The sequence below is a fragment of the Lentilactobacillus hilgardii DSM 20176 = ATCC 8290 genome, assembly GCF_000159315.1.
GTDB classification, from domain to species: domain Bacteria; phylum Bacillota; class Bacilli; order Lactobacillales; family Lactobacillaceae; genus Lentilactobacillus; species Lentilactobacillus hilgardii.
Genome location: NZ_GG669994.1, coordinates 295,767 through 318,877, shown reverse-complemented (window position 1 = coordinate 318,877; position 23,111 = coordinate 295,767). Strand labels below are relative to the sequence as shown.

Genomic DNA, 23,111 nt, shown 5'->3' with positions numbered 1-23,111 from the left:
AAAACACCTACTTCCTATTACTCTTTGGATCAAAGGCATCACGAAGCCCATCACCCAAAATATTAAATGCAATCATAATAATCGACAATACGATAGCCGGATACCACATTTGATATGGTAGGAATTGGAAGTTCTTCTGGCCATCACTAATCAAAGTACCAAGTGAAGCTTGTGGTGCACTCACACCAATACCGATATAAGATAGGAACGCCTCGAAAAAGATTGCGGTTGGAATCGTGAACATCAAGTTAATGATAATCACACTTGCCAAGTTAGGCAATAAATGTTTAAAGGCTATCTTGAACGAACTTTCACCCAAGGTTCTTGCCGCCAATACAAATTCCTGATTTTTCAATTCCAGTGTTTGTGCCCGTACCAGTCGGGCCATGTTAACCCAACTGGTAATCGCTATGGCAATGATAATTGCCGACATCCCAGGCTTTAAAACAACAATTAAAAGGACCATAACAATCAGGTTTGGAATTGATAAAATGATTTCGATAATCCGTTGCATTAATGTATCAACCCAGCCACCAAGCCAGCCTGAGATAATACCATAAACCACACCAAATGCTAAATCAAAGAAACTGGCAACCAGTGCAATGGTTAATGAAATCCGAGTTCCAAATAAGATCCGTGAAAATAGGTCACGGCCAAGGTAGTCAGTTCCTAAAATATAATACGTTCCTGCATGTGCATGAGCCTGTGCATAAGCGTTTATTCGTGTGCCGGATTGCATAATTGTCCCATTAAACCCATTAATATCAATACCAGGAATTTTGGGAGGCAAATTAGCCAAATCCGGATTAGTTGCATTCGGATTATGTGTTTGGAATAACCCTGAGCCAAACGATAAGATGAATAAAATAACCAAGATGACCAAACAGATCATTGCTGCTTTGCTGTGTCTTAAACGGCGCCACGAATCCTGTAAGAAAGTCAATGATGGCGCGGCAATTTTCTCACTATCAAGATGTGTACGATCTACATCTGACAGTGGCAGAAAATCACCGGTTTTAATTGATTTTGCATTATCTGCCATTTTAAGTGTCCCTCCTACTTATTAATTCTGATACGTGGATCGATCAGTCCGTACAAAATATCGGTAATCAACAGCACAACACACAACATTGCACAATAAACAATGGCTAATCCCATAATGGTTGGGTAATCGTTTGTCAAAATCGATTTAACAAATTGTTCCCCAATTCCCGGAATCGAGAAAATATTTTCAACAACCATCGATCCAGTCATAATGTTAACGGCCAAAGGACCAACAATTGTCACAATCGGAATTAAACTATTCCGTAAGGCATGGTGATAAATAATTCCGGTCTTATTTAGCCCCTTTGCTTTTGCAAGTTCAATGTAATCCGAGCTCAGCACGTCCACCATTTCGGTTCGCATGAATCGAGCCGTTTCGGCAAAAGGCGACGCGGCTAGTGCCAGTGTCGGCAAAACCGTGTACATAAACCCACCCCAATCAGCAATCGGGAAAAGTCTAAGCTTTAATCCAAGATAGTACTGTAACAGAACCGCCAAAACAAATGACGGAATTGAAACACCCAGAATGGATAGAATTGTTGCAGTTGTGTCAATCCAAGTGTTTTGCTTAACAGCACCAATTGACCCCACGATAATTCCAATTAAGACACCAACAACCATTGCTTCTCCACCGATTGTCAACGAGGGTCCGAGTCGACTGCTAATTAAGTAGGAAACAGGTTGATCACTAAATTGATACGATGTTCCAAAGTTACCATGAACAGCTCCGGCAAGGTAAGTTAGATACTGTTGCCATAATGGTTTATCAAGGCCATATTGCTTGTAAATCTGGTGAATTTGGCTCGGAGACAGCTTTGCTTGATTGGTCAGCGGCGTCCCGGGCATGAACTTCATCAGAAAGAAGGTGACCGTTGTTACAATAAACAAAGTTAGAATAATATAAAATATTCTTTTTCCTAAGTACTTTGCCATATAAGGTTCCTCACATTTCTAATTATCCTAGTGAAAATCACTAATAACGTCTATTTAACATAAAAGAGACTGGACAGTAGATAACCAGCCTCCATTGAGATGAACTGTTAACCTGAATCGCAAATTCAAGTTATTTAATTGAAACTTTACTCCAGTCCCATTCAGGTGCGGTTGGGAAGAATTGAACACCCTTAACTTTAGAGTTGATCAACTTCGGTGTGCTTTGTTGATATAATGGTACGATTCCTTGATTATTCATCAAGACTTTTTGTGCCTGAACCATGTCATCCCATCGCTTACCGGCATTTAAAGCATCTTTACCTTCAGCGTTCTTAACCAGCGTATCGTATTCTGAATTCTTCCATTTTCCGTTGTTGTATGAGTTATCGGAAGTAAATAATGAAAGAAATGAAATTGGGTCTGGAAAGTCGGCAATCCAAGCGGAAATAACAAGATCGAAGTTACCATCTTGAGAACGTTGCAAACGCGTCTTGAACGGTAAGTTCTGATTGGTAATCTTCAAACCAGGCAATTTAGTCAACTGACTTTGAAGAAATTCGGTCGAATTCTTCCCTGCCGGTGTATCATCGGACAACAGGTTAAGTGAAACGGACTTTTTACCTGTTTCCTTCAAGCCCTTAGCCCAAAGCTTCTTAGCTTCGGCCAGATTCTGGGAATCAGCCGACTTCACTTCAGCCTGATCAGCATAATCTTTACCATTTCGGTAAGCCATTTTGGCTGCCACTAGGCCACGAGCTGGAACAGATCCATCAGCAAAAACCTTGTTTGTTAACTGCTTTCGATTAATTGACATTGAAATAGCCTTACGGATATTAACGTTTCTTAAAACTGGATCTTTCTTCTGATTCATTTCCAAGTAGAAGGTTGAAGCATTTAGGTATGATTTGTAATCTTTATCATTCTTATAATGTGAAACTTGTTGAGAACCACTTAATGTAATTGCATCAAGTTTATTGGTGTTATATTGATTCAAGGTTGTTGACGGATCCTTTGAAACAATAATCTTCATCTTATCCAACTTGATATTCTTTTTGTTCCAGTAATCGTTGTTCTTCACCATCGTCCAGGAATCGTTAGTCCCGTTCCAACCGGTTAACTTGAATGGTCCATTATAAACCATGTACTTGGATTGTGTCCCATACTTAGAACCATACTTCTTAACAGCTGATTCTTTCTGTGGGAAGAATTCTGCATTGGCTACCAAATACTTAAAGTAACTTTGAGGTCGGTTTAAAGTTACAACTAATTTGTAATCCCCGTCGGCCTTAACTCCCAAGCTTGAAACGGGTGCTTTTCCAGCGTTAACTTTAGTTGCATTCTTAATATGGTCAAATATGTACGCATATTGTGAAGCAGTTTTAGGTGTTAACGTTCGTTGCCATGAATAAACAAAGTCTTTGGCTGTAACCGGTGTGCCATCACTCCATTTACTGTGACGAAGATTGAATGTCCAAGTTTTTCCGTCCTTTGAAACTGTGTAATTCTTGGCAACCCCCGGCGTAACCTTAGCGTTCGTCGACATCTTAAGTAATCCCTCATTAGTTGCGTTTAAAGTTTCAGCTGAAACTTGATCCGTAGCCTTTGAAAGATCCATAGTTGGTAGGTTAGAAGATTCCTGCCATCGTAGCTCCTGCTTCTTTGAGCCTGATTGTGATGACTTACTACCACAACCTGCAAGTACTAATGCAGATAGCAGTACTACCCCACCAAGCTTCGCGATTGAATTGATTTTCATCGTGAAATACTTCCCTTCAATATAATTTTACTAACTCGGCAATGAATATATTTTAAATTAAAACTTTATTAAAAGCAATACATTGATCAACTAATCCAGATTCATAGTACTGCCATACATGGCTTTGTGAGGTTTGTTTTAACAAAAAGCGTTGATACGACTAGCTTTTTAAATTCCAAATCGCAAAAAAAAATTATGAAGAAAAGTTATAAAATTTGAATTTAAATGAATTTTTACGACAACTATACTAATTGAAACGCTTCAAAAATTAATTTATCTACCTGACATTCACAGAGTACTCCCAGTAAAATAACGGTCATCCTAACATAATAAGAGTAGAAAAAGGATCGGGAACAAGCATATCACTTTGCTTATTTCCAATCCCTTAAATAATTTCCTGAAAGCATCTAGTTTATTAATTGCCTATTTATTTAACCGAAACCTTACTCCAATCCCATTGTGGTGATGTTGGGAAGAATTGAACACCTTTAACTTTAGACTTCATCAAAGTTGATTGAGCCTCTTGTGTTAATGGAACAATTCCTTGATCATTCATTAGAATCTTTTCAGCTTGAACCATGTCATTCCAACGGGCTGCTTCATTATTAGCATCCGTGCTTTCAGACTTCTTGATTAAGGCATCATACTCTGAATTCTTCCAATGACCATTATTATATGAATTAGTGGATGTGAAGAGGTCCAAGAAATTTGATGGGTCTGGATAATCGGCAATCCAAGCAGAAAGAACAAGATCAAACTGACCATTTTGGGAACGACTCAAGCGATTCTTAAATGGCACATTTTGAATTGTGATTTTTAATCCCGGTAACTTTTCCAAATTACTCTGAACGAATTGTGCATTCTTAACTGTCTGATCAATGTCATCACAAAGCAGTGAAAGTGAAACCGACTTCTTGCCTGTTTGCTTTAGACCCTTGGCCCAGAGTTTCTTAGCTTTCGTCAAATTATATTCCACACCTGTTTTAACGTAAGCTTGGCTGGCAAAGTCCTTCCCATTTCTGGAAGCCATCTTTGTTGGAACATATCCTTTGGCTCCCTTTGTACCATCCGCAATAACTTTGCTTGCTAATTGATTCTTGTCAATGGCAAGTGATAGTGCTCGACGGATATTCTTATTTTTAAAGATTGAATCTTTCTTTTCATTCATTTCCATATAAGAGGTTGAAGCTTCAAGGTAATCATGATAGTCCTTATTATTCTTATACTGTTTAACTTGAGTACCATTCAAAGTTGTGAAATCAAGTTTCCCACTTTCATAGCTATTCAGAGCAGTCGCAGGATCCTTAACCGTTTGAATACTCATCTGTTGTAACTTAACATTCTTAGCATTCCAATAGCTCTTATTCTTCACAAGCTTTGCGGTATCATTTGTACCGGTCCATCCCTTCAACAAGAATGGTCCGTTATAAGCATTCTTTTTAGCACTTGTCCCATATGCAGAGCCATTTTTTTTTACAGCTGCCTGTTCTTCTGGGAAATAGTAGCCTTGAGATACCAAATATTTAAAGTAGCTTTGAGGTTTCACCAAATGGACAACTAATTTATAGTTGCCATCAGCTTGAACCCCTAATTTGGTTGGTGACATTTTACCTGAATTAATCTTTGAAGCATTCTTAATATTGGCAAAATTGTAAGCATACTCGGAAGCCGTTTTCGGCGTTACAGTCCGTCGCCATGCAAACACAAAGTCTTTAGCAGTGACAGGCTTTCCATCATTCCACTTAGACTTCCGAAGATTAAAGGTCCAAGTTTTACCATCTTTAGAAACGGAATAACTTTTAGCAACTCCGGGTGTTGTTTTGTTCTCACCCATCTTCAAAAGGCCTTCATTAGTTGCATTCAGCACTTGTGAAGAATACAAATCCGTTATTTTGGATGCATCCATCGATGAAATTGCTGCCGGTATCATCCATTTTACCTTTTGAGAACTGTTTCCTGATTGAGAAGACTTGCTGCCACATCCTGCAAGGACTAAAGCAGAAAGTACCCCAACCCCACCTATCTTCATAACTGATTTTAACTTCATACTATGTAGCTTCCCTTCAAAAATATTTATCAATTTTTGATACGCGTCTATACTAGATTAAAATTTGATTAAAATCAATGTGTTCATTAACTTTTTGCTCATTATTTTACAAACAGTAACGATTATTATAAACGATTACATCAGCTTCTTTAAGTATCTGGCAGCCATATAATAATTGATTTATATCATATCATCATATTTTAATTTCATTTTTAGAGAACTTTCTGAAACTTAAATAAATATTTATTGGCCGAGGCTTATTCGCTCATATAGACCTGGTCTCAATACTGTTCTGACAATTTCGGAAAAAATGCAATCCTTTTACGGTTCATCATAACGTTTTCATTGTTTACCAGCAGGGTCACTTGTTTCCTACCGATTTGCCTTAAAACTTTTGCCCAATATTTCTTTGCAAGTGCCAGATTCGATTCTACTTTCATAGGCCGCATCCACATAATCCTGTCCGTTATGAGTTGACACATCAGCGGTAACAAGCCTTTAAGCCGGTATCTGTCAAAACACTTTGTCGTTTTTTCAAGTGTGATCACTAATTTGTAGTTGGCATCTGCTTTAACATCGAGCCTTGACGATGCCATTTTATCGAACTTAAGCCTAGTGGCGTTCTTAATGTTTACCAATATGTAACTATATTGGTCTGCTGTCTTTAGATTAACTGTCCGCTGCCATAAATAGACAAAATTCTTAACCGTAACAGCTGATCCATCGCTCCATTTAGAATGTCGCAAATTAAGTGTCCAGATTTTACCATATTTTGAAACCGTATAATTTTTTACTACACTCGCAATAGCCTCCTTATTTCAAGCCATTCGTAACAATCCTTCATTAGAGTTATTCAAAGTCCGTGCACTAATTCGATCTGTTACCTTTGAAATATCCATTGTTGTCATGTTACTCTGTCAGACCTACCTTAATTCCCTTTCCTTGGATCGTGAACTGTTAAACTCGCACCCAGTAACACCAGTACGGAAAGTGCAATTGTACCACTCTGTTTGTCAAATGACCCTATCTTCATAACTATGTACCTTTTTTAAATATGCATTTTAAAAGATGAGCACATAATTGATTTTAAGTTGAATTTAAATTAATATGATTAACTATTTGGATAATTATAGACTGCTTTTTCAGTACACTCCAACTCATGAGTAAAACGAATGTTCCATGCTATTTACTAGATTACTATTAACATCATCGAGTTATTCTTCATTTTTAAAATAAATCTTAATCCTACGTCAATCGCTTACAATTACAATGTCATGTCAAAGAAGAGATTGTCCACTATATTTTTACACTTGTGTGCTATAATTGAACACGAACTTTAGAGGAGGAACACATTTGGACTTAACACAAACACTGACACCAGTAGTAACCATCGGGCTTAATCAACATCCAAACAGTTTTGATTATTCGATGACCGAGCTGAACAACTTGGCCGAAGCTAATAATATGAAAGTAGTCGAAACATTGATTCAGAAGTTAGATAGACCTGATCCGGCAACCTACTTCGGTAAAGGAAAAATTGAAGAACTCACTCAAGTGGTTATCGATGACGGTGTTGACACAATCGTTGCAAACGATGAACTCTCACCCAGTCAGATTCGAAACATCGAAAAGGCAACCAGAGTCAGAATCATTGACCGGACCGGTTTGATTTTGGAAATCTTCGCCAACCGGGCCCAATCACGGGAAGCTAAGCTACAAGTTGAACTTGCCAAATTAAAATACCAACTGCCGCGTCTTCATACCAGTGCCAGCCAGCGTCTCGACCAGCAAACCGGTACCAGTAGCGGCGGTGGTTTTACCAACCGTGGTGCTGGTGAGTCACAATACGAATTAAACCAGCGAACATTGGAAAATCGCATCACCCATGTTAATCGTGAGCTTAAGGAATCCAGCAAAGCTGATCAAACTAAGCGTAAGCAACGTGATAAGAGCGACACGCCAACGGTAGCTTTGGTAGGTTACACCAACGCCGGTAAGTCGACCATCATGAATGGCATGATCAACTTATTTGGCGACAATGATGATAAGCAGGTCATGGTTAAAGATATGCTGTTCGCAACCTTGGATACATCAGTCAGAAAATTATCGCTTCCAGACCAAAAATCGTTTCTTTTGAGTGATACGGTCGGCTTTGTCAGTCAGCTGCCTCATCAGTTGGTTCAAGCGTTTAAATCAACCTTGGCCGAAGCCACCAACGCTGATTTACTTGTTCAAGTTGTTGATTATTCAGATCCGCACCGGGAGATGATGATTAAAACGACTGAGGAAACATTGAAGGAAATCGGGGTTGATAATATCCCAATGGTTGTTGCGCTTAATAAAGCCGATAAGATGGATATCGCCTATCCAACACGCGAAGGTGACAACCTGATCATGGCAGCAACCGATCAGCCATCCCTCAAAGAACTTGCCAATATTATCAAAGAGAAAGTCTTCAAAGATTATCAAACACGCTCTTTGTTAATTCCTTTTGACAAGGGAGACATCGTTTCCTATTTAAACGACAATACAACTATTCTAAAAACTGACTATCGCGAAAACGGCACCGTCGTAACAGCTGAATTAAACAGTGTCGATGCCAAACGATTCGAAAAATACCTTTTAACAACTGAATAATTGTCAATTAATCATTTGACCATCACAGTCATTAAAGAGAGGAAGAAAACCAATGAAACAACAAAAAGAAGTGTCGCTTGATCGGGACCTGGGCCTCTGGTCAGCGTTATCACTGGTAATCGGAACGATTATCGGTGCCGGTGTCTTTGTCCGTCAATCAGCTGTACTGGACGATGCCGGTTCAACTACCATGGGCCTTTTAGCTTGGCTTGCAGGTGGGATTTTAACCATCACAGCCGGCTTAACAATTGCCGAGATCGCCTCCCAAATGCCCGAAACCGGCGGCCTTTATGTTTACATGGAAAAAATCTACGGCCGAATCTGGGGATTTCTGTCCGGATGGATGCAGATTGTCATTTACGGGCCTGCGATGATCGCATCGTTAGGTGCCTACCTTGCTATTTTACTATCGGACTTTTTCGGCTTTCCAAGTAAATACAATGCTTTAATTGCTATTGGAGCAATCATTCTGGTCGGTATCTTAAATCTATTTTCCAACCGCTACGGTGCAACTTTTGCTATTATTACAACTTTATGTAAACTCGTTCCGGTTGCCGCTTTAATCATTTTCGGATTATTCTTCGGAAAACAGGGCGCGTTAGGTCAAAGCATTTCGGAAGTCCACCAATCTGCAGGAAACTTTGGTGTCGCAATTTTAGCAACGTTATTTGCCTTCGATGGCTGGATTTTAATTGCCAACCTTGGCGGTGAAATCAAGAATCCTCGAAAACTGTTGCCACAAGCAATCACATTCGGTATTCTAGCTGTTCTGGTCATTTATATGTTAGTTTCATATGGTGTTTATCGCGCCATTCCTGCTGAAAAAATTCACAGTATGGGTACTGGTGCCATTCCATTCATTGCCACAACTGCCTTTGGCAACGTGGGTGGTAAAATATTGAGCATTGGTATCATCATCTCGATTGTCGGCTGTATGAACGGTAAAGTCATGACGTTCCCCCGTATCATGTATGCTATGGCAAAACGTCATCAATTACCCTTTTCAAAGACATTATCATACTTACATCCAAAGTCACACACACCAATCTTTTCAACTATCGCTGAATTAATCATTGTGACTATCATGATTGTCTTCTCAAATGCTGACCGACTTTCAGAACTATGTATCTTCACTGTCTATTGTTTCTACGTAATGGCCTTTGTTGGTGTCTTTCTGCTCAGAAAGCGCAATCCAAACCAGCATCGCGTCTTTTCAACACCGCTATTCCCCTTAACACCAATTGTGGCCATTGGTGGTTCACTGTTCGTGATTGTCAGTGAAATCATGTCAGACCTCCCAGGCGTTTTAACATCTTTTATCTTTGTTGCTGTCGGTGTCCCTGTTTTCTATTACGAAACCAAAAAACATGGCATTGTTGAACCGAAAAACGAAGACGCACCAATCGATGAAGACGACAATAACGCTAATGAAAATCGTGTCAAGAGCAATAGTTAATTTTCCATTATTACGACTAATAAGGAGTTGGTATGCAAATATGCATACCAACTTTTTTAATGCACACAATAATCGTAATTTATAGATTGGCTGACCAATCATAATCAGATTTCGGTGCTAATTTTAGTAATTAATTTCCGCATCCTTTATCATTGGAATTATATAGTATTCACTGAATCAATACGCAAGAAGGTGACAAATTGAGTTTTATTCTTTATCAAATGGAGTGGGTTCTTAGACTACTGGTAGCCGCAGTTTGCGGTGGATTGGTCGGATTCGAACGAAAATCCCGACTAAAAACCGCTGGTATTCGAACCCACATGTTGGTTGCTGTGGGCTCAGCCTTATTTATGATTATTTCAAAATATGGTTTCTTTGATCTGGTTGGTCATTCCAACATTGGTGTGGATCCTTCAAGAATTGCCGCCGGTGTCGTAACCGGTATCGGATTTATCGGTGCGGGTGCCATTATGACCCGAAACAATCAAATTGACGGTCTCACCACAGCTGCAGGGCTCTGGGCTACCGCTGCGATTGGCTTGGCCGTGGGTGCTGACATGTACATCATTGGGATTGCCGGAACATTGTGCATCTTAGTGACCCAAACGATTGTCCGCCGAATTCGAGCACTAAAGAGATACCCAAATCGGTCACTATTGCGTTTGCAGGTGACCCTGGCTGGACAATTAACGGAAATGGAGAAATTACCTGAAAGGCTTAAATCACTCGGCAGTTTAAATATCCAGATGAGAATTGTTAAATACGATCCGGATTCTTTCACATTGGCAGTCACTGTCAGACTAAAGAAAAAGGTTAATTCAAATAATTTTATTAAAAAGATGAGCGAGTTTGCCGATGTTAAAGAAATTGAAGTCCTTGATTAAACAAAAAGATTGACTATCAAAAAATGATAGTCAATCTTTTTGTATTTTATGCAGCCTAATAACAGCTACCATCACAATGTTTTAAAATTTTAAGTCGAATGAGTTAAGCGTCACTTGCATCCTGTACAACCTCATCGGCTTTACCCTTCTTGTTGCCTCCACCGATTCTTTTCTCCAGATACTTCGAGAATAATGATAGTGAGTAACAAACAATGAAGTACATGACTGCTAGTGCAAGAAACATTGGAATCGTATAATTTGTATTTTGTCCGTAAATGATTTGTGCATGGTTCATTAGATCCGGTAACACAATAATGGTTGCCAACGACGTATCCTTAACCAAGGAAATGAACTGACTGACGATCGCTGGAATCATATTTCGAATTGCTTGCGGCAACACAATGTACCATAACGCCTGCCAGTAGGACAAACCATTTGCACGGGCACCTTCCATTTGTCCAGTCGGAATAGACACGATTCCGGCACGAACAATTTCGGCAACCATTGCCGCTTCAAAGACTGCCATTGCAATAACTGAAGCCCAAATCGGATCGGGTTTAAAGCCAAGATGAGGCAATCCAAAGTAGGTAAAGAAGATAATCAGGATCAGTGGTAAGTTACGAATAATATCAATGACAAAACCGACGATCGCTGATAAATACTTTATTTGAACGTAACGGGTAACGCCAAGAATTACACCGAATATGTAACTCAAGACAATCGAACAAACGGAAACGAGAATCGTTACCCAGGCTCCCTCTAGAAGGAACTTGATATTAACCCATGAATATGCACCTAAAACTGTTAGCATATTATCATTCCTCCTTTAGGCCAATTTCTTTTCAAGATGACGCATGTAATAACTCAACGGCAACGTCAAAATTAAATATAAGACGCCGACACACATATACGTGCTCATACTCTGCAATGAATCAGACGCAATGACGTTTGCCTGATACATCAAATCAAAGCCGGCAACGAAGGCCAGGACCGATGAATTCTTAACCAAGTTGATGAATTGGTTACCCAATGGTGGAATAACGTATCGAAACGCCTGCGGTAAAATGATGTACCTCATGGATTGCCAGTAAGATAATCCTGTTGAACGTGCACCTTCCATTTGTCCGGGATCAACAGATTGAATTCCTGAACGAACCGTCTCGGCAATAAATGCTGAAGAATACAACGTTAGTCCAACGGTCCCTGATGCAAACCCACTAATCTTAACGATATACATTGGAATGACAACGTAGAAAAACATTGTAATAACCAATAATGGAATATTTCGAAAGACTTCAATATAAACTCGAGCAACAACTCGGGCAAACTTGTTTGGCATGGTCTCCATAATCGCAAATGCAGAACCGATAATCAATGCAAAGATTAACGCAATGATACTGCATAAGAGCGTTTGACCAAGCCCGGTGAGCAATTCACCACCATAATTTTGAAAAATGCTTATCATCGTTCTGCCCCCTTCATATCAAAGCCCTTAACATTATGGAACCACTTGTAGATGAGCTTATTATATTCACCGGAATTTTCAACCTTCGTCAATGCATGATTAATTGCATTATGAAATGGTCGTTGACCTTTGGCTGTTGCAATTCCATATGGCTCCTTGGTAAAAGTCCCGCCAACAACGGAATAACCGGGATTTTCGATTGACATCCCGTAAAGAATACCGTTATCAGTTGTTAAGGCATCACCTTGACCGGACTTCAACGCAGTTAGTGCCTGCGAATAATCAGACAGTTGAAGTACTCGCGCTTTGGGTGCGAATTTCTTAATATTTTGAACTGAGTTTGAACCAACAACACCAAGAACTACGGCACCTTTACGATTTAGACTCCGAACATTTTTAATCGGACTGCCATCCTTAACCAGGATTGCTTGTCCGGCATCAAAGTATGAACGTGAAAAGTCAACCTGTTCGGCACGTTGCGGTGTAATCGTCATTGTTGCCATAATGGCATCAATATTTCCGTTTGCCAGTAATGGCATTCGGGTCTGACTTGTAACTTGAATAAAACGGGCTTTGCCTTTTTTACCAAGAATCTCTTTGGTCATTGCTTTAGCGAGGTCAACTTCAAATCCTTTGATTTGGTTATCCTTCACATCCATAAGACCGAATAGCTTGGTATCGGCTTTAACACCCCAAGTAATTGTATTGGATTGTTTGTCGTCCTTTAGAACATCGCGTTTCGAACCGGAAGTGCTACTGCAGGCACCCAGTGAAACAACCATGATCAGTAGTGCAACAACCAATCCAACCCTTGATAAGATCTTTCTCATGATGTTTCCTCCAATTCGACGTTTTAGTGAGTGATAATTTTCCCAAGAAATTGTCGTGCACGCTCATTGGTTGGTTCACCATCAAAGAACTTTTCACTGCTGTCATCTTCCAAAATGCGACCGTCATCCATGAAGACAACCCGGTTGGCCACTTCACGAGCAAAGCCCATTTCATGGGTAACAACCAACATTGTCATGTCCGAGTCACGGGCAATATCTTTCATAACGTTCAAAACATCATCAATCATTTCAGGATCAAGGGCACTGGTTGGCTCATCAAACAGCAAGCATTTTGGACGCATTGCTAATGAACGGGCAATTGCGATTCGTTGCTGTTGGCCACCTGAAAGCTGTGCCGGAAGCTTCTCGGCCTGGCTTCGAAGACCAACCTGATCCAACAGCTCCAACGCAATCTTTCGATTCTCATCCTCATTACGGTGCAATACAATCCGTGGTGCCAACATAATGTTTTCCATAATTGTTTTGTTTGCATATAAGTTAAAATGTTGAAAAACCATCCCAACATTTTTGCGGATTCGGTTAATATCGGTCTTTTTGTTCGCTAAATCCTGTCCGTTAACGATTAATTTTCCTTCTTGAATCCGTTCCAAACCATTAACCGTTCGGATTAAAGTAGATTTACCTGAACCTGAAGGCCCGATTAAAACGACAGTCTCACCTGCTTCAATTTTAAGATTAATATCTTTCAATGCATGGAAATTGCCATAGTACTTTTGTACATCTTGAAATTCGATCATTGCCATGTTATTTTCCTCCAATAGTAGACAATATTAGAATTGTCTAAGAATGAATCTATCTCCAGTTTAGGTTAAAAGTGACATGAGGTCAAAAAAATGTAACATTAAATTTAGGGGCATGTAACATTTCCTGTCATCCACGTCTTGTTTAACCGTTATTTTGCTATGAAACACCGCTGTGATAGATTAACAGTTCAACACTCGAACTGATTGTATCAAAATGTGAAAAAGAAAAAGATCGTTAAAATTATCTAATGTATAACAATTTTACAGGAATTTTCGTAAAAAGAAAAGAGAACGCAGAAAAAGTGTTCAAAACACATCATAACAAGCATAGAAATCGGCTATTGAATATTGAATCAAAGTCTGACATGTGTATGTTCAAAAGTACCTTTTTCCTTCGTATTTTTGCCAATCAAAAAGAAGTTCGGAACAAACGATGTCCCAAACTTCTTAACGTTATATTTTAATATTAACCGTTTCTCATCTATCAGAGTTTCTTATAAGCGACACTTACCCGTAACGTGTAATTCTGGGTGTGCTCAAGGACCCCAACCCGGCCGATTTCTTTATATGGTCCGCCAAATAATTCAGCAGAAGCCAAATAAAGTTTCAAATCAGAAAGGTCAATCGACCGAATTGACTGTAGGCCAACCCGCTTGATCGAACCTACCGGATAAATCTCAGCTTGATTCAATCCCGCATATACAATCAACGCGTTATTCTGATGTCTCATCTCAAAATAAGGCATCATAACACCCTTGCCAATTGCATAAATCGGCTTGCCGCCATTAATCTTCAACAGTTCGTAAAGTTTTCGATCATCCATGCCATTATAATCAGCTCGAAAAAGCTGTTGCTGCTGCATTTGGGCGACCAATCGATTGAGATTCATCTGTTCGGACGGTGACACATCAATTTTAGCCGGCAAAACGTGCTGCTCGTCAAAGATCCCATTCGCTGCATTATCTTGACGATTATATGGTTCCTGAATCACTGTGTTGCCCATCTTGGAGTTTGCCTGAATTTCTTTTTCATGAGGCTGAAGATGCAACATTCTCGCTAGTTTTGGGGAAATATCAAACCACGGCTGCTTCTTCGTAAAATAGTAAAAGAAATTACAAATTAAAAAGTACAACAAAATAATTGAGACCGCTAAAATTAGAAAGCCCTTTGAGTAGAATTTATTTTGTAAAAACCGAAAGCTGATATAAAACAAATAGATGTTGCCTAAAAATCCCAGGACCGTATAAATTCGACTTTTAACCGCAACGTTAATATTGAAGTAGCCAAGGTAATGATTAATCATATCCAGAAAACTAAACATTATTGACCACCTCCAGTCGTATTCTGTTGAGTTGTCGTATCGTCATTATTTGTACCTGTGGAATTTGTCGGGCTATTATTGGTTGTTGTTCCTGTATTACCGGTGTTGCCATCGTTAGTTTGCCCGGTTGTCTGATTATCAGTCGTATTATCTTTATTTGTATCGCCAGTTGTCCCAGTGTTCCCAGTTGTATTGTTGGATTTTTTGGTTGTCCCCGTATTCGACTTCGAGTTTGTATTTGACTTATTTGTCGTAGTTCCCGACTTCTTGGTTGTCGTACCGGTTGTACCGTTATCACTGCTGGATGTATCATCCGTATTCGTATCGCTGCTTTCATTAGCGTCGGATGATGCTTTCTTAGCAGATGACGATTGTTTTTGTTTTTCTTTAAGCGACGATTCTTTTGCAGCCTTTTCCGAAGACTCCTTAGCCTTCTCTGAAGATTCTTTGGCCTTATCGTTATTGATGGTATCATCCTTTTTAGGAGTCGTTTTACCATAAATCGAATTGGTCATATTCTTTTGGCTGGTCGTTTGAGTGGAGGTAGGCGTTCCCTCACTAGTTCCCGTGACTTTATTAGCCACTACGTTAGTCGCTCCAAGTGCCAAACAAATCGATAAGATTGCAAATGGCGTTACTAATGGCGGAATTCTATTATCCATTCAAAAAACTTCCTATTCTCTAAATTAGTAAACCACATTATCGCACAATTTTATCAACAAATCTTGAATTTTTGATTAATTATTCTTTAAATTAGCGCACTCGGGACAAAGACCATAGATTTGAAAAAGATGCCCGGTAATTTCACATCCGCCAAGTTGTGTTGTGATAGCATCACTTAGTGGACAATCTTTTAATTCAATGACTTTGCCGCAGTTGCTACAAATAAAGTGGTGATGATGTTCGTGTTGAAAATCGCACTGAAACTTCACTGAAGCCCGATCACCCTGTATCTGGCGTTCAACAATTCCCAGATCTGCAAATTCTGAAATATTGCGATAAATGGTATTATGACTCATCTTTGGAAATGTTTGCCGCATAAAATCATCAATGCTGGTAACCTCGACAAAACGTTTGGTGGCTGTGTCGACAAGATACTCCAGCATGGCTTTACGCTGTTTGGTTATTTTAAAATTATTAGTTTTTAATAGACGCATTGCTTCTTCAATTGCTGCAGGCATTGAAATCACCTTTACTTTTCATTTGACAAGAGTTACACATTAGTAATGATTACTGTTTACTATACAATTAATAGTAACATAAAGGACGCTTCTCAACAACATTCTATCCCTCGTGTGGATACTTAGCGACAATCTTGTCAACTTGTGCCTTAGTCCGTTTTAGATCCGTATTCAAAATTTCGAATGCTTTTCCTTTCAACTGGGTAGGCATTTCCAAATCACGTGCATATTCCTCACTCTTAACGCGTTTGGCAACCATTGTTGTATCATCACCGCGAATTTCCATCCGTTTTTTTAGAATTTCGGTATCCCCTACTTTTAAGAAAATAATGACCGCTTTTTCGCCCAGTTTACGCTTATAAGTCACTGCACCCGCACCATCCAATACAATACAGGCACACGACTTTTTCTGCCACGCATTCTCCAATCCTTCATACGATGACCCATAGTAATTGCCCGCGTACAAAACCGATTCTAAATAATGGTTATGAGAAAAAGAGTCCTTTGTTTCGAAATAATAGTCAACGCCATTCTTTTCGTTTTCCCGGGGTGGTCGTGTTGTATGCGTAATCACACGTGGCATGCCATACTTATCATGTAAATAATTTCGAATCGTGGTTTTCCCACTCCCGGCTGCACCGGTAATCACAAAAACTCGATTTTCCATTGCACACTAATCCCCGATTCCTTCTTTAGTTCGAATGTATCTGTCCGCATCTTTTAACAGTTGTCTTAAATTGTCATATGTTAATTTATCGTAGGCATCTTTGTAATTAAACCAGCCAAACGAATTAATTTCCTCAACTTGGCGGGTAACCGAAACATTGGGAGCAACTTTACTGACAAAGAAAGTAACCGTCTTGTGGTGCCCGTTTTTCATATCATAATCGATTGTCTCTTTAAACTTGGCATCGATACGCGTATCCAAACTTGTTTCTTCCTTAATCTCCCGAACCGCCGTCTGAATTAAATTTTCGTAAGGTTCCACATGCCCCTTCGGCAATCCCCAAAAATCATCAGTCGCACTTTGTAACAACAGATAACAGATCTCACCGTCCTGAACGTTGTAGACAACGGCGCCGCTTGCAAATTCAGTAACCATGTCACTCTCTCCTCTCAATATCTCAACTTTTCAAAAGTCCGACCTATGCACCGGTCTTCTTTAAACTCCATTTTAATAGCATTGGAGCAATAATGGTTGATAAAACGATAACGATAATAATTTCCGAATATAGATTTGTTACCAATAAATGAGCAGACAACCCGATTTGGGCAATAATCAGAGCCATTTCGCCCCGTGACACCATTCCTGAACCAATCGCAAATGCCGAATGCCAATTCATTTTCGTTATCGCCGCACCAATAGCACCACCAAATAATTTGGTCACAATTGCCAGCAAGGTCATCACAATAACAAAGCCCAAGTTATGAAGCAGACCGCCAAACGTCATATCCAATCCGATACTCACAAAAAAGATCGGAATAAAGAATGTATAGCCAACTGAACTGATACTATCCGATACCTCATCTTGAAAATCGGTTTGTGATACAGCCACGCCCGCAAAAAATGCGCCGACAACCGAACTTAATCCGATTGTATCCGCCACCCATGCCATGGAAAGGCACAGAAACAGCGATGTAATTGGTACTGCCCCACGTACAGGCAGCCGTTTGGCCACTCTCAGGATAATCGGTGCCAACCACTTAACGAGGACAACGACACCAGCAAAGTACAGCAACTGAAACAGTGTTGACTGTACCAAATTCATCTTTTGAGAATCACCCACGCCAAACGCACTTACAAAAATGCTCAGCAGGATAACCGCAATAATATCATCAACCACCGCGGCACCAAGAATCGTGGCACCCTCTTTTGTATTTAGGCTATTATATTCCCGAAGCACTTCAACACTAATCGAAACCGATGTGGCAGCAAAGATCACACCCCAAAAAATCGCCTTTTCAAATGACTGTCCCATTAGTTGCCCGTAACCGTAAAAAACAATCATCGGGAAGAGCACCCCAATCATCGCAACATTCATCGCCGGTTTAAAATACTTTTTCAATAAATCCAAATCACTTTCAATCCCGGCAATAAACATCAACATAATGACGCCAATTTCAGACCCGGCATGCATTAACTCGGTATTCTGAAGAACATTAAAAACACCTGGGCCTAATACAACACCGACCAAAAGCTGACCAATGACCGCCGGCATTGTCAATCTCTGGCTGATCGCACCTGCTAGTAATGTTGCAATTAGAATTAACGCAATCTGTCCAATATACCCCATTCAACACCCGCCTTTCGTTTAATAAATCATTACTTTTATCATACCATCTCAAGCTGAATTCTCACCACGGTAATGTCCCCTGATTTTCAGTGAATGTCATCGTTATTTTATTTTCAGGATCACTCGCCAATTTTACAATTTGAGCCTCTCCGGTCTTAACCGACTGCATCCCGGATGGTATCGACTGCTTTAAGTCACGACCGCCAAATTCGGTTGCTGTCCAACCCGGGTTAACCGAATTAACCGTTATAGTTGTGTCGGCCAATTCTTTAGCAAAACAAATCGTGGCAAAGTTCAAGGCTGCCTTGGATGCCTGGTACCCTAAGGAATTTACACCATAAAATTGAGAAGCAGAATTGGTTGCCAACCCAAGTGAGCCCATATTACTGGAAACGTTAATAATCTTTGCAGTATCGGCTTTCTTTAATAAAGGTAAAAAGGCTTGAATCACATCAACCGCACCAAAAAAGTTAACTTTAAAGTCGTTTTGCATGACTTCAGTTGACAGCTTGGAAGCCGGTTGATGCTGATCCAGAGCCACACCGGCATTGTTGATCAAAACATCAAGATAACCGAATTTAGTCATAACCTGACTTGCCGCTGCTTGAATGGTTGTCCGATCAGTCACATCAATTTTAAGTAGGTCAGCGATTATCCCATTCTTTGTTAATCGGTCAACCGCTTCTTTTCCCCGATCAACGTCTCGCGCACCAACCAAGACATGGTGTCCCCTCTTACCCAATTCCAACGCTGTTTGAAATCCAATTCCCTTATCCGCACCGGTAATTAATGTTGTCAGTTGTTTTGCCATTGATAAAGGCTTCCTTCCTATCGCTTTATTTTATTATATCTTCTTTAAACAACCTCCGATCACACTAATTAATTTTGTAGGGAAGTTTGGCAGACTTACTTTTTCGGTTCATTTCTAAATTGTTTCAAAATTATTTTTAAGCGTGTAATCCTTACTCTGTATGTGATTCATCAATGACATTTTTGAAAATAACACAATAATCGGTTAATAATGCTTGCTATTTATCCAGGATACCTGTATAGTTACCATCAATGTATTGGTTAACTTCGAAATTTGGTACGGCGTTTTCAAAGATGTCTCCTTACTTCAAAAGTTTCAAATGCAAAATTTATAATTGCGCACAGCGCACGGAGGTTTCATCTTATGGAACAAGGTACAGTTAAATGGTTTAATGGCGACAAAGGTTACGGTTTTATCACTCTTGAAAACGGATCAGACGTATTCGTTCATTTCTCAGCAATCAACGCTGATGGCTTCAAGACTCTTGAAGAAGGTCAAAAAGTTACCCTTGATGTTGAAAAAGGCGACCGTGGCTTACAAGCAGCTAACGTTACACCTGCTTAAAGTTAAATCAAAGTAATAAAAGCCTCCTGTGAGGGGCTTTTTCTTTTACATAAAATTTTACGTATTCGAAGAATTATCATAATAATTTAAGGCATAGTTCTAAAGTTAAAGTAATATTATCTATCTTTTCTAGGCGACACATTGTCGGTCAAATGTCGACAATGTGTCGCCTAATTTCAGTTAACTTTGTTTAGACATTTCGGACGTTAAGTTATAAGAACTTTCTGCAACTCTTTCTGCCAAGCTTGTGGACGATAACGTTAATACTTCGTTCTGCAATTTAAAGCGATTTCGATCAGGGTACGCAATTAAGAGATTTCTAAATTTCTAATTATAAAAGGTGTCTTCAGAATGATTTTTTTAAACATATTACTCAATTCAACGCATAATACTCCGAAATACGACAGGTATTTTTATAATCTGTTTTGCCCTGACCTTTTTCACTCACGCATTTATTAAAAACACCGTTTCTGTATCGAAAAACCAACTACTCGCATTCATAAATACCGTTTTGTGGCTTCGGCAACTTCTCCCAACCCACAAATCAAGGTATAATATTGCTAACTAGAAATTATTCAGAACGTTATCCATACGCCAACAGTTCTTTTCTAATGTGTTCTGAAAACTTTCACACTATCATTATTTGGAGGTATCCTTTTTGAAAATCAATCAATTTGCATATGTACCCACACCTCATCATCAAATTGTTAAAGAACTGGCCAATAGCCGTTTCTTGTCGGCCAGAACGCAAAAGATGGCCGATCCGGTGATGCTGTATCGCGCCTTATTATTGAAATCCTTTATGGAGAAGCGACAGAGTCGGGCCGTTCGAATTCAAAAAGTCACCAATCTCATGGCAACGGCTACACTTAACGCCTATGATTACACCACCACCCAAAGCATTGTTACCAAAACAGCCTTTTATAATGTTGCCCTTCAACTACTGGGCTTTCAGGTTGGCTTGGACTTCGAATTGGACCATCCATTTGCTGCAATGACCCAGCTCAAATTGCCAATCGCCGATGTCGACGATCAATTAAGTCGTGAACAGTTGGTGGACGCTTGGTATCGTCTATTAAATACCCGCACGAAATTCGGCCAGACATTAATTGACTATTTGGCAGGCGAAGGTTATTACGCCCAATTTTACGACGATCAAAACTTAAACCGTCCCCTCTTTTTTAATGGAAAAGCACAAGCAGTGTTTGATACCAGCAACCTCATTCATGACGTGGTTTACGTTGAAGCACCGCTGGATACCGACCGTGACGATCAACGGGATTTATTAAAGACCGAAATCATTCGTCCCGCCAATACCGAAGATGGTTTAAAAGTCCCTACCGTTTTCACCGCCAGCCCATACGATCAGGGAACAAATGACGAAGCTGCAGATAAACTCACCCATGATGTCAATCATCCGCTTAGCAGAAAGCAACCTAACCAGTTAACCTACGAAGATATTCAGGCCAGTGACGTGCAATCGGAACTTCCGGCACCCCGAAGGGTTAATGGTGATACCGACGTTGCCGAAGAAACATTTGTCAAAACATGGACTTATTCGTTAAATGACTATTTTCTGGCGCGCGGGTTTGCCGTTGTTTATTCATCAGGTGTCGGTACCAAGGATTCCGATGGCGTGCGGACAACCGGTACCCGTGCCGAAACATTGTCAGCTACCGCGATTATTGAGTGGCTGCATGGTGATCGGACTGCCTTTACCAATCGAACCGATCAAATCGGAATCAAGGCTTGGTGGAGTAATGGTAACGTTGGTATGACCGGCCGTTCTTATTTAGGAACACTATCCACCGCTGCAGCAATGACCGGAGTTGCCGGTTTAAAGACAGCCGTTGTTGAAGCCGGAATTTCCAATTATTATGATTACTATCGGGAAAACGGTTTGGTTGTCGCTCCCGGTGGTTTTCAGGGCGAAGATACCGACGTTCTTGGTGAATTAACATTTAGCCTGGAACAATCGGCAGCCGACTATTTGAAGATTAAGGATACTTGGCTGGATCAACTTAAAAAGTTAACCAGCGGTCAGGATCGGGATACCGGCAATTATAATTCATTCTGGGATGCCAGAAATCTGCTTAAACATGTCAATATCAAATGCGATATGTTACTGGTTCATGGTCTAAATGACTGGAATGTTAAATTGTCCCACGTCTGGAATTTACGCAACCGTTTAAAAAAGGAAGCGATCACCCAAAAGCTGATTTTGCACCAAGGGCAACATGAGTACCTGAACAACTTCCGTTCGGTTGATTACACTGATTTGGTTAATTTATGGCTATCCAATAAATTATATGACGTTCAAAACAACGCTAACGATATCCTGCCGGACGTGTTGGTTCAGGATAATGCCGAACCGGAAACCTGGCACACCTATCAAGATTGGGGCAATCCTTCCGCTGACACGTATTCATTAAGCGATTCCCGCTTTACTAATTTAAATGAGAATAACGTCTTTAGTGATCATTTGGATGATGATCTGTTCAAAAACTATGTCAAAGATACCGCTAAATGGCGGCGAGCACTCTTTACTAAATCACACACCAAAATGGATAAACACGCCATTCAATTGATTTCAGAACCATTGAAAAAAGATCTGATCGTTGATGGGCAGGCCAAATTAACCCTTACAGCGGCCAGCAGTGAAAATGTTGGTTTGTTGAGCGCTGCTTTGGTCGATTACGGGAAAGCCAAACGATTAACGGCCGTTCCCCAAGTCCTGGCCGCTCAAAAAATTATCACCGGCTATAACTGGCGTAAAGATAACCTAAGGGAATTTACCTTTGAGAAAAAAGCGTCAACCTACAAGAAGTTTACCGATGCCCATATGAATATGCAGAACCGTCAGAATTCGTACCGAGTCGATGATCTTAAACCCGGTCAGTACTATACAGTTGAATTGGCATTTCAGCCAACTTTCTGGCGATTGCTGGCAGGACATCAACTCGGGATTATTATTTACGCAACCGATATGGATTACACCATTCGCGGCAACCAAGACATCACTTACACTGTTGCTCTGGACGAATCGAAGCTTGAAATACCATTTTTATCCAGTGATGCGAACGCTAAATAGAAGTGTTATCATTATGATTAATCAAACAAATTT

General features: G+C 40.0%; 21 protein-coding genes. 5 read left to right on the top strand and 16 right to left on the bottom strand.

Annotation, left to right across the window (positions count from 1 at the left end; all coding sequences use genetic code 11):
* Nucleotides 1-7: 7 nt before the first annotated feature.
* The 5 genes from HMPREF0519_RS08730 to HMPREF0519_RS13080 form a co-directional block, all read right to left on the bottom strand.
* A complete protein-coding gene (locus tag HMPREF0519_RS08730; RefSeq protein WP_003559336.1) occupies nt 8-1,042 on the bottom strand; it encodes an ABC transporter permease in 1,035 nt (344 codons plus the stop codon).
* A 14-nt stretch (nt 1,043-1,056) separates the two neighbouring features.
* Nucleotides 1,057-1,977, bottom strand: coding sequence for an oligopeptide ABC transporter permease (gene opp3b, locus HMPREF0519_RS08725; protein WP_003559334.1), 921 nt, complete (start codon nt 1,975-1,977; stop codon nt 1,057-1,059).
* A 130-nt stretch (nt 1,978-2,107) separates the two neighbouring features.
* Nucleotides 2,108-3,733, bottom strand: a complete 1,626-nt coding sequence (locus tag HMPREF0519_RS08720; protein WP_003559332.1) for a peptide ABC transporter substrate-binding protein — start codon at nt 3,731-3,733, stop codon at nt 2,108-2,110.
* Between the two features lie 427 nt (nt 3,734-4,160).
* A complete protein-coding gene (locus HMPREF0519_RS08715; protein ID WP_003635541.1) occupies nt 4,161-5,780 on the bottom strand; it encodes a peptide ABC transporter substrate-binding protein in 1,620 nt (539 codons plus the stop codon).
* 281 nt (nt 5,781-6,061) lie between these two features.
* Entirely contained in the window at nt 6,062-6,526 is a 465-nt protein-coding gene (locus tag HMPREF0519_RS13080; RefSeq protein ID WP_003635539.1) for an ABC transporter substrate-binding protein, read from the bottom strand.
* 607 nt (nt 6,527-7,133) lie between these two features.
* On the opposite strand from HMPREF0519_RS13080, the gene hflX reads away from it, so the two are divergent.
* From hflX to HMPREF0519_RS08695, 3 genes are all read left to right on the top strand, one after another.
* Nucleotides 7,134-8,417, top strand: a complete 1,284-nt coding sequence (gene hflX, locus HMPREF0519_RS08705) for a GTPase HflX (RefSeq protein WP_003635537.1) — start codon at nt 7,134-7,136, stop codon at nt 8,415-8,417.
* Nucleotides 8,418-8,469: 52 nt separating this feature from the next.
* Complete coding sequence (locus tag HMPREF0519_RS08700) at nt 8,470-9,873, top strand: APC family permease (protein WP_003559325.1); 1,404 nt, start codon at nt 8,470-8,472, stop codon at nt 9,871-9,873.
* Between the two features lie 200 nt (nt 9,874-10,073).
* Nucleotides 10,074-10,757, top strand: coding sequence for an MgtC/SapB family protein (locus tag HMPREF0519_RS08695; protein ID WP_003559323.1), 684 nt, complete (start codon nt 10,074-10,076; stop codon nt 10,755-10,757).
* Nucleotides 10,758-10,860: 103 nt separating this feature from the next.
* Here the strand turns inward: HMPREF0519_RS08695 and HMPREF0519_RS08690 are convergent, their stop codons facing one another.
* From HMPREF0519_RS08690 to HMPREF0519_RS08640, 11 genes are all read right to left on the bottom strand, one after another.
* Nucleotides 10,861-11,568 carry an amino acid ABC transporter permease gene (locus tag HMPREF0519_RS08690; protein ID WP_003559321.1) on the bottom strand — a complete coding sequence of 236 codons (708 nt, stop codon included), beginning with the start codon at nt 11,566-11,568 and terminating at the stop codon, nt 10,861-10,863.
* A gap of 15 nt (nt 11,569-11,583) precedes the next feature.
* Nucleotides 11,584-12,222 carry an amino acid ABC transporter permease gene (locus tag HMPREF0519_RS08685; protein WP_003559319.1) on the bottom strand — a complete coding sequence of 213 codons (639 nt, stop codon included), beginning with the start codon at nt 12,220-12,222 and terminating at the stop codon, nt 11,584-11,586.
* Entirely contained in the window at nt 12,219-13,052 is an 834-nt protein-coding gene (locus tag HMPREF0519_RS08680; RefSeq protein WP_003559317.1) for a transporter substrate-binding domain-containing protein, read from the bottom strand. Before HMPREF0519_RS08680 ends, HMPREF0519_RS08685 begins: the two co-directional genes overlap by 4 nt.
* A gap of 23 nt (nt 13,053-13,075) precedes the next feature.
* Nucleotides 13,076-13,816: an amino acid ABC transporter ATP-binding protein gene (locus tag HMPREF0519_RS08675; protein WP_003559315.1), complete on the bottom strand. Its 741-nt coding sequence runs from the start codon at nt 13,814-13,816 to the stop codon at nt 13,076-13,078.
* A gap of 484 nt (nt 13,817-14,300) precedes the next feature.
* Nucleotides 14,301-15,137 carry a DUF6681 family protein gene (locus HMPREF0519_RS08670; protein WP_003559311.1) on the bottom strand — a complete coding sequence of 279 codons (837 nt, stop codon included), beginning with the start codon at nt 15,135-15,137 and terminating at the stop codon, nt 14,301-14,303.
* Entirely contained in the window at nt 15,137-15,799 is a 663-nt protein-coding gene (locus HMPREF0519_RS08665) for a hypothetical protein (protein ID WP_003635531.1), read from the bottom strand. Before HMPREF0519_RS08665 ends, HMPREF0519_RS08670 begins: the two co-directional genes overlap by 1 nt.
* Before the next feature lie 75 nt (nt 15,800-15,874).
* Entirely contained in the window at nt 15,875-16,318 is a 444-nt protein-coding gene (locus HMPREF0519_RS08660; protein ID WP_003635530.1) for a Fur family transcriptional regulator, read from the bottom strand.
* A 103-nt stretch (nt 16,319-16,421) separates the two neighbouring features.
* A complete protein-coding gene (locus tag HMPREF0519_RS08655; protein ID WP_003559306.1) occupies nt 16,422-16,985 on the bottom strand; it encodes a guanylate kinase in 564 nt (187 codons plus the stop codon).
* A 6-nt stretch (nt 16,986-16,991) separates the two neighbouring features.
* Entirely contained in the window at nt 16,992-17,420 is a 429-nt protein-coding gene (locus HMPREF0519_RS08650; protein WP_003635528.1) for a bis(5'-nucleosyl)-tetraphosphatase, read from the bottom strand.
* A 43-nt stretch (nt 17,421-17,463) separates the two neighbouring features.
* On the bottom strand, nt 17,464-18,612 hold the full coding sequence (locus HMPREF0519_RS08645) for a cation:proton antiporter (protein ID WP_003635525.1): 1,149 nt from the start codon (nt 18,610-18,612) through the stop codon (nt 17,464-17,466).
* A gap of 61 nt (nt 18,613-18,673) precedes the next feature.
* Nucleotides 18,674-19,423 carry an SDR family NAD(P)-dependent oxidoreductase gene (locus HMPREF0519_RS08640; RefSeq protein WP_003635524.1) on the bottom strand — a complete coding sequence of 250 codons (750 nt, stop codon included), beginning with the start codon at nt 19,421-19,423 and terminating at the stop codon, nt 18,674-18,676.
* 363 nt (nt 19,424-19,786) lie between these two features.
* Between HMPREF0519_RS08640 and HMPREF0519_RS08635 the strand changes: the two genes are divergently transcribed.
* Complete coding sequence (locus HMPREF0519_RS08635) at nt 19,787-19,987, top strand: cold-shock protein (protein WP_003559297.1); 201 nt, start codon at nt 19,787-19,789, stop codon at nt 19,985-19,987.
* Between the two features lie 658 nt (nt 19,988-20,645).
* Nucleotides 20,646-23,078: a Xaa-Pro dipeptidyl-peptidase gene (locus HMPREF0519_RS08630; RefSeq protein WP_225428981.1), complete on the top strand. Its 2,433-nt coding sequence runs from the start codon at nt 20,646-20,648 to the stop codon at nt 23,076-23,078.
* Nucleotides 23,079-23,111 lie beyond the last annotated feature (33 nt).

Coding starts and splice junctions, on each gene's coding strand:
- HMPREF0519_RS08730 (WP_003559336.1), bottom strand. CDS start 1,042: ATGGCAGATAATGCAAAATCAATTAAAACCGGTGATTTTCTGCCACTG.
- opp3b (WP_003559334.1), bottom strand. CDS start 1,977: ATGGCAAAGTACTTAGGAAAAAGAATATTTTATATTATTCTAACTTTG.
- HMPREF0519_RS08720 (WP_003559332.1), bottom strand. CDS start 3,733: ATGAAAATCAATTCAATCGCGAAGCTTGGTGGGGTAGTACTGCTATCT.
- HMPREF0519_RS08715 (WP_003635541.1), bottom strand. CDS start 5,780: ATGAAGTTAAAATCAGTTATGAAGATAGGTGGGGTTGGGGTACTTTCT.
- HMPREF0519_RS08700 (WP_003559325.1), top strand. CDS start 8,470: ATGAAACAACAAAAAGAAGTGTCGCTTGATCGGGACCTGGGCCTCTGG.
- HMPREF0519_RS08690 (WP_003559321.1), bottom strand. CDS start 11,568: ATGCTAACAGTTTTAGGTGCATATTCATGGGTTAATATCAAGTTCCTT.
- HMPREF0519_RS08685 (WP_003559319.1), bottom strand. CDS start 12,222: ATGATAAGCATTTTTCAAAATTATGGTGGTGAATTGCTCACCGGGCTT.
- HMPREF0519_RS08680 (WP_003559317.1), bottom strand. CDS start 13,052: ATGAGAAAGATCTTATCAAGGGTTGGATTGGTTGTTGCACTACTGATC.
- HMPREF0519_RS08675 (WP_003559315.1), bottom strand. CDS start 13,816: ATGGCAATGATCGAATTTCAAGATGTACAAAAGTACTATGGCAATTTC.
- HMPREF0519_RS08670 (WP_003559311.1), bottom strand. CDS start 15,137: ATGTTTAGTTTTCTGGATATGATTAATCATTACCTTGGCTACTTCAAT.
- HMPREF0519_RS08665 (WP_003635531.1), bottom strand. CDS start 15,799: ATGGATAATAGAATTCCGCCATTAGTAACGCCATTTGCAATCTTATCG.
- HMPREF0519_RS08660 (WP_003635530.1), bottom strand. CDS start 16,318: ATGCCTGCAGCAATTGAAGAAGCAATGCGTCTATTAAAAACTAATAAT.
- HMPREF0519_RS08655 (WP_003559306.1), bottom strand. CDS start 16,985: ATGGAAAATCGAGTTTTTGTGATTACCGGTGCAGCCGGGAGTGGGAAA.
- HMPREF0519_RS08650 (WP_003635528.1), bottom strand. CDS start 17,420: ATGGTTACTGAATTTGCAAGCGGCGCCGTTGTCTACAACGTTCAGGAC.
- HMPREF0519_RS08645 (WP_003635525.1), bottom strand. CDS start 18,612: ATGGGGTATATTGGACAGATTGCGTTAATTCTAATTGCAACATTACTA.
- HMPREF0519_RS08640 (WP_003635524.1), bottom strand. CDS start 19,423: ATGGCAAAACAACTGACAACATTAATTACCGGTGCGGATAAGGGAATT.
- HMPREF0519_RS08635 (WP_003559297.1), top strand. CDS start 19,787: ATGGAACAAGGTACAGTTAAATGGTTTAATGGCGACAAAGGTTACGGT.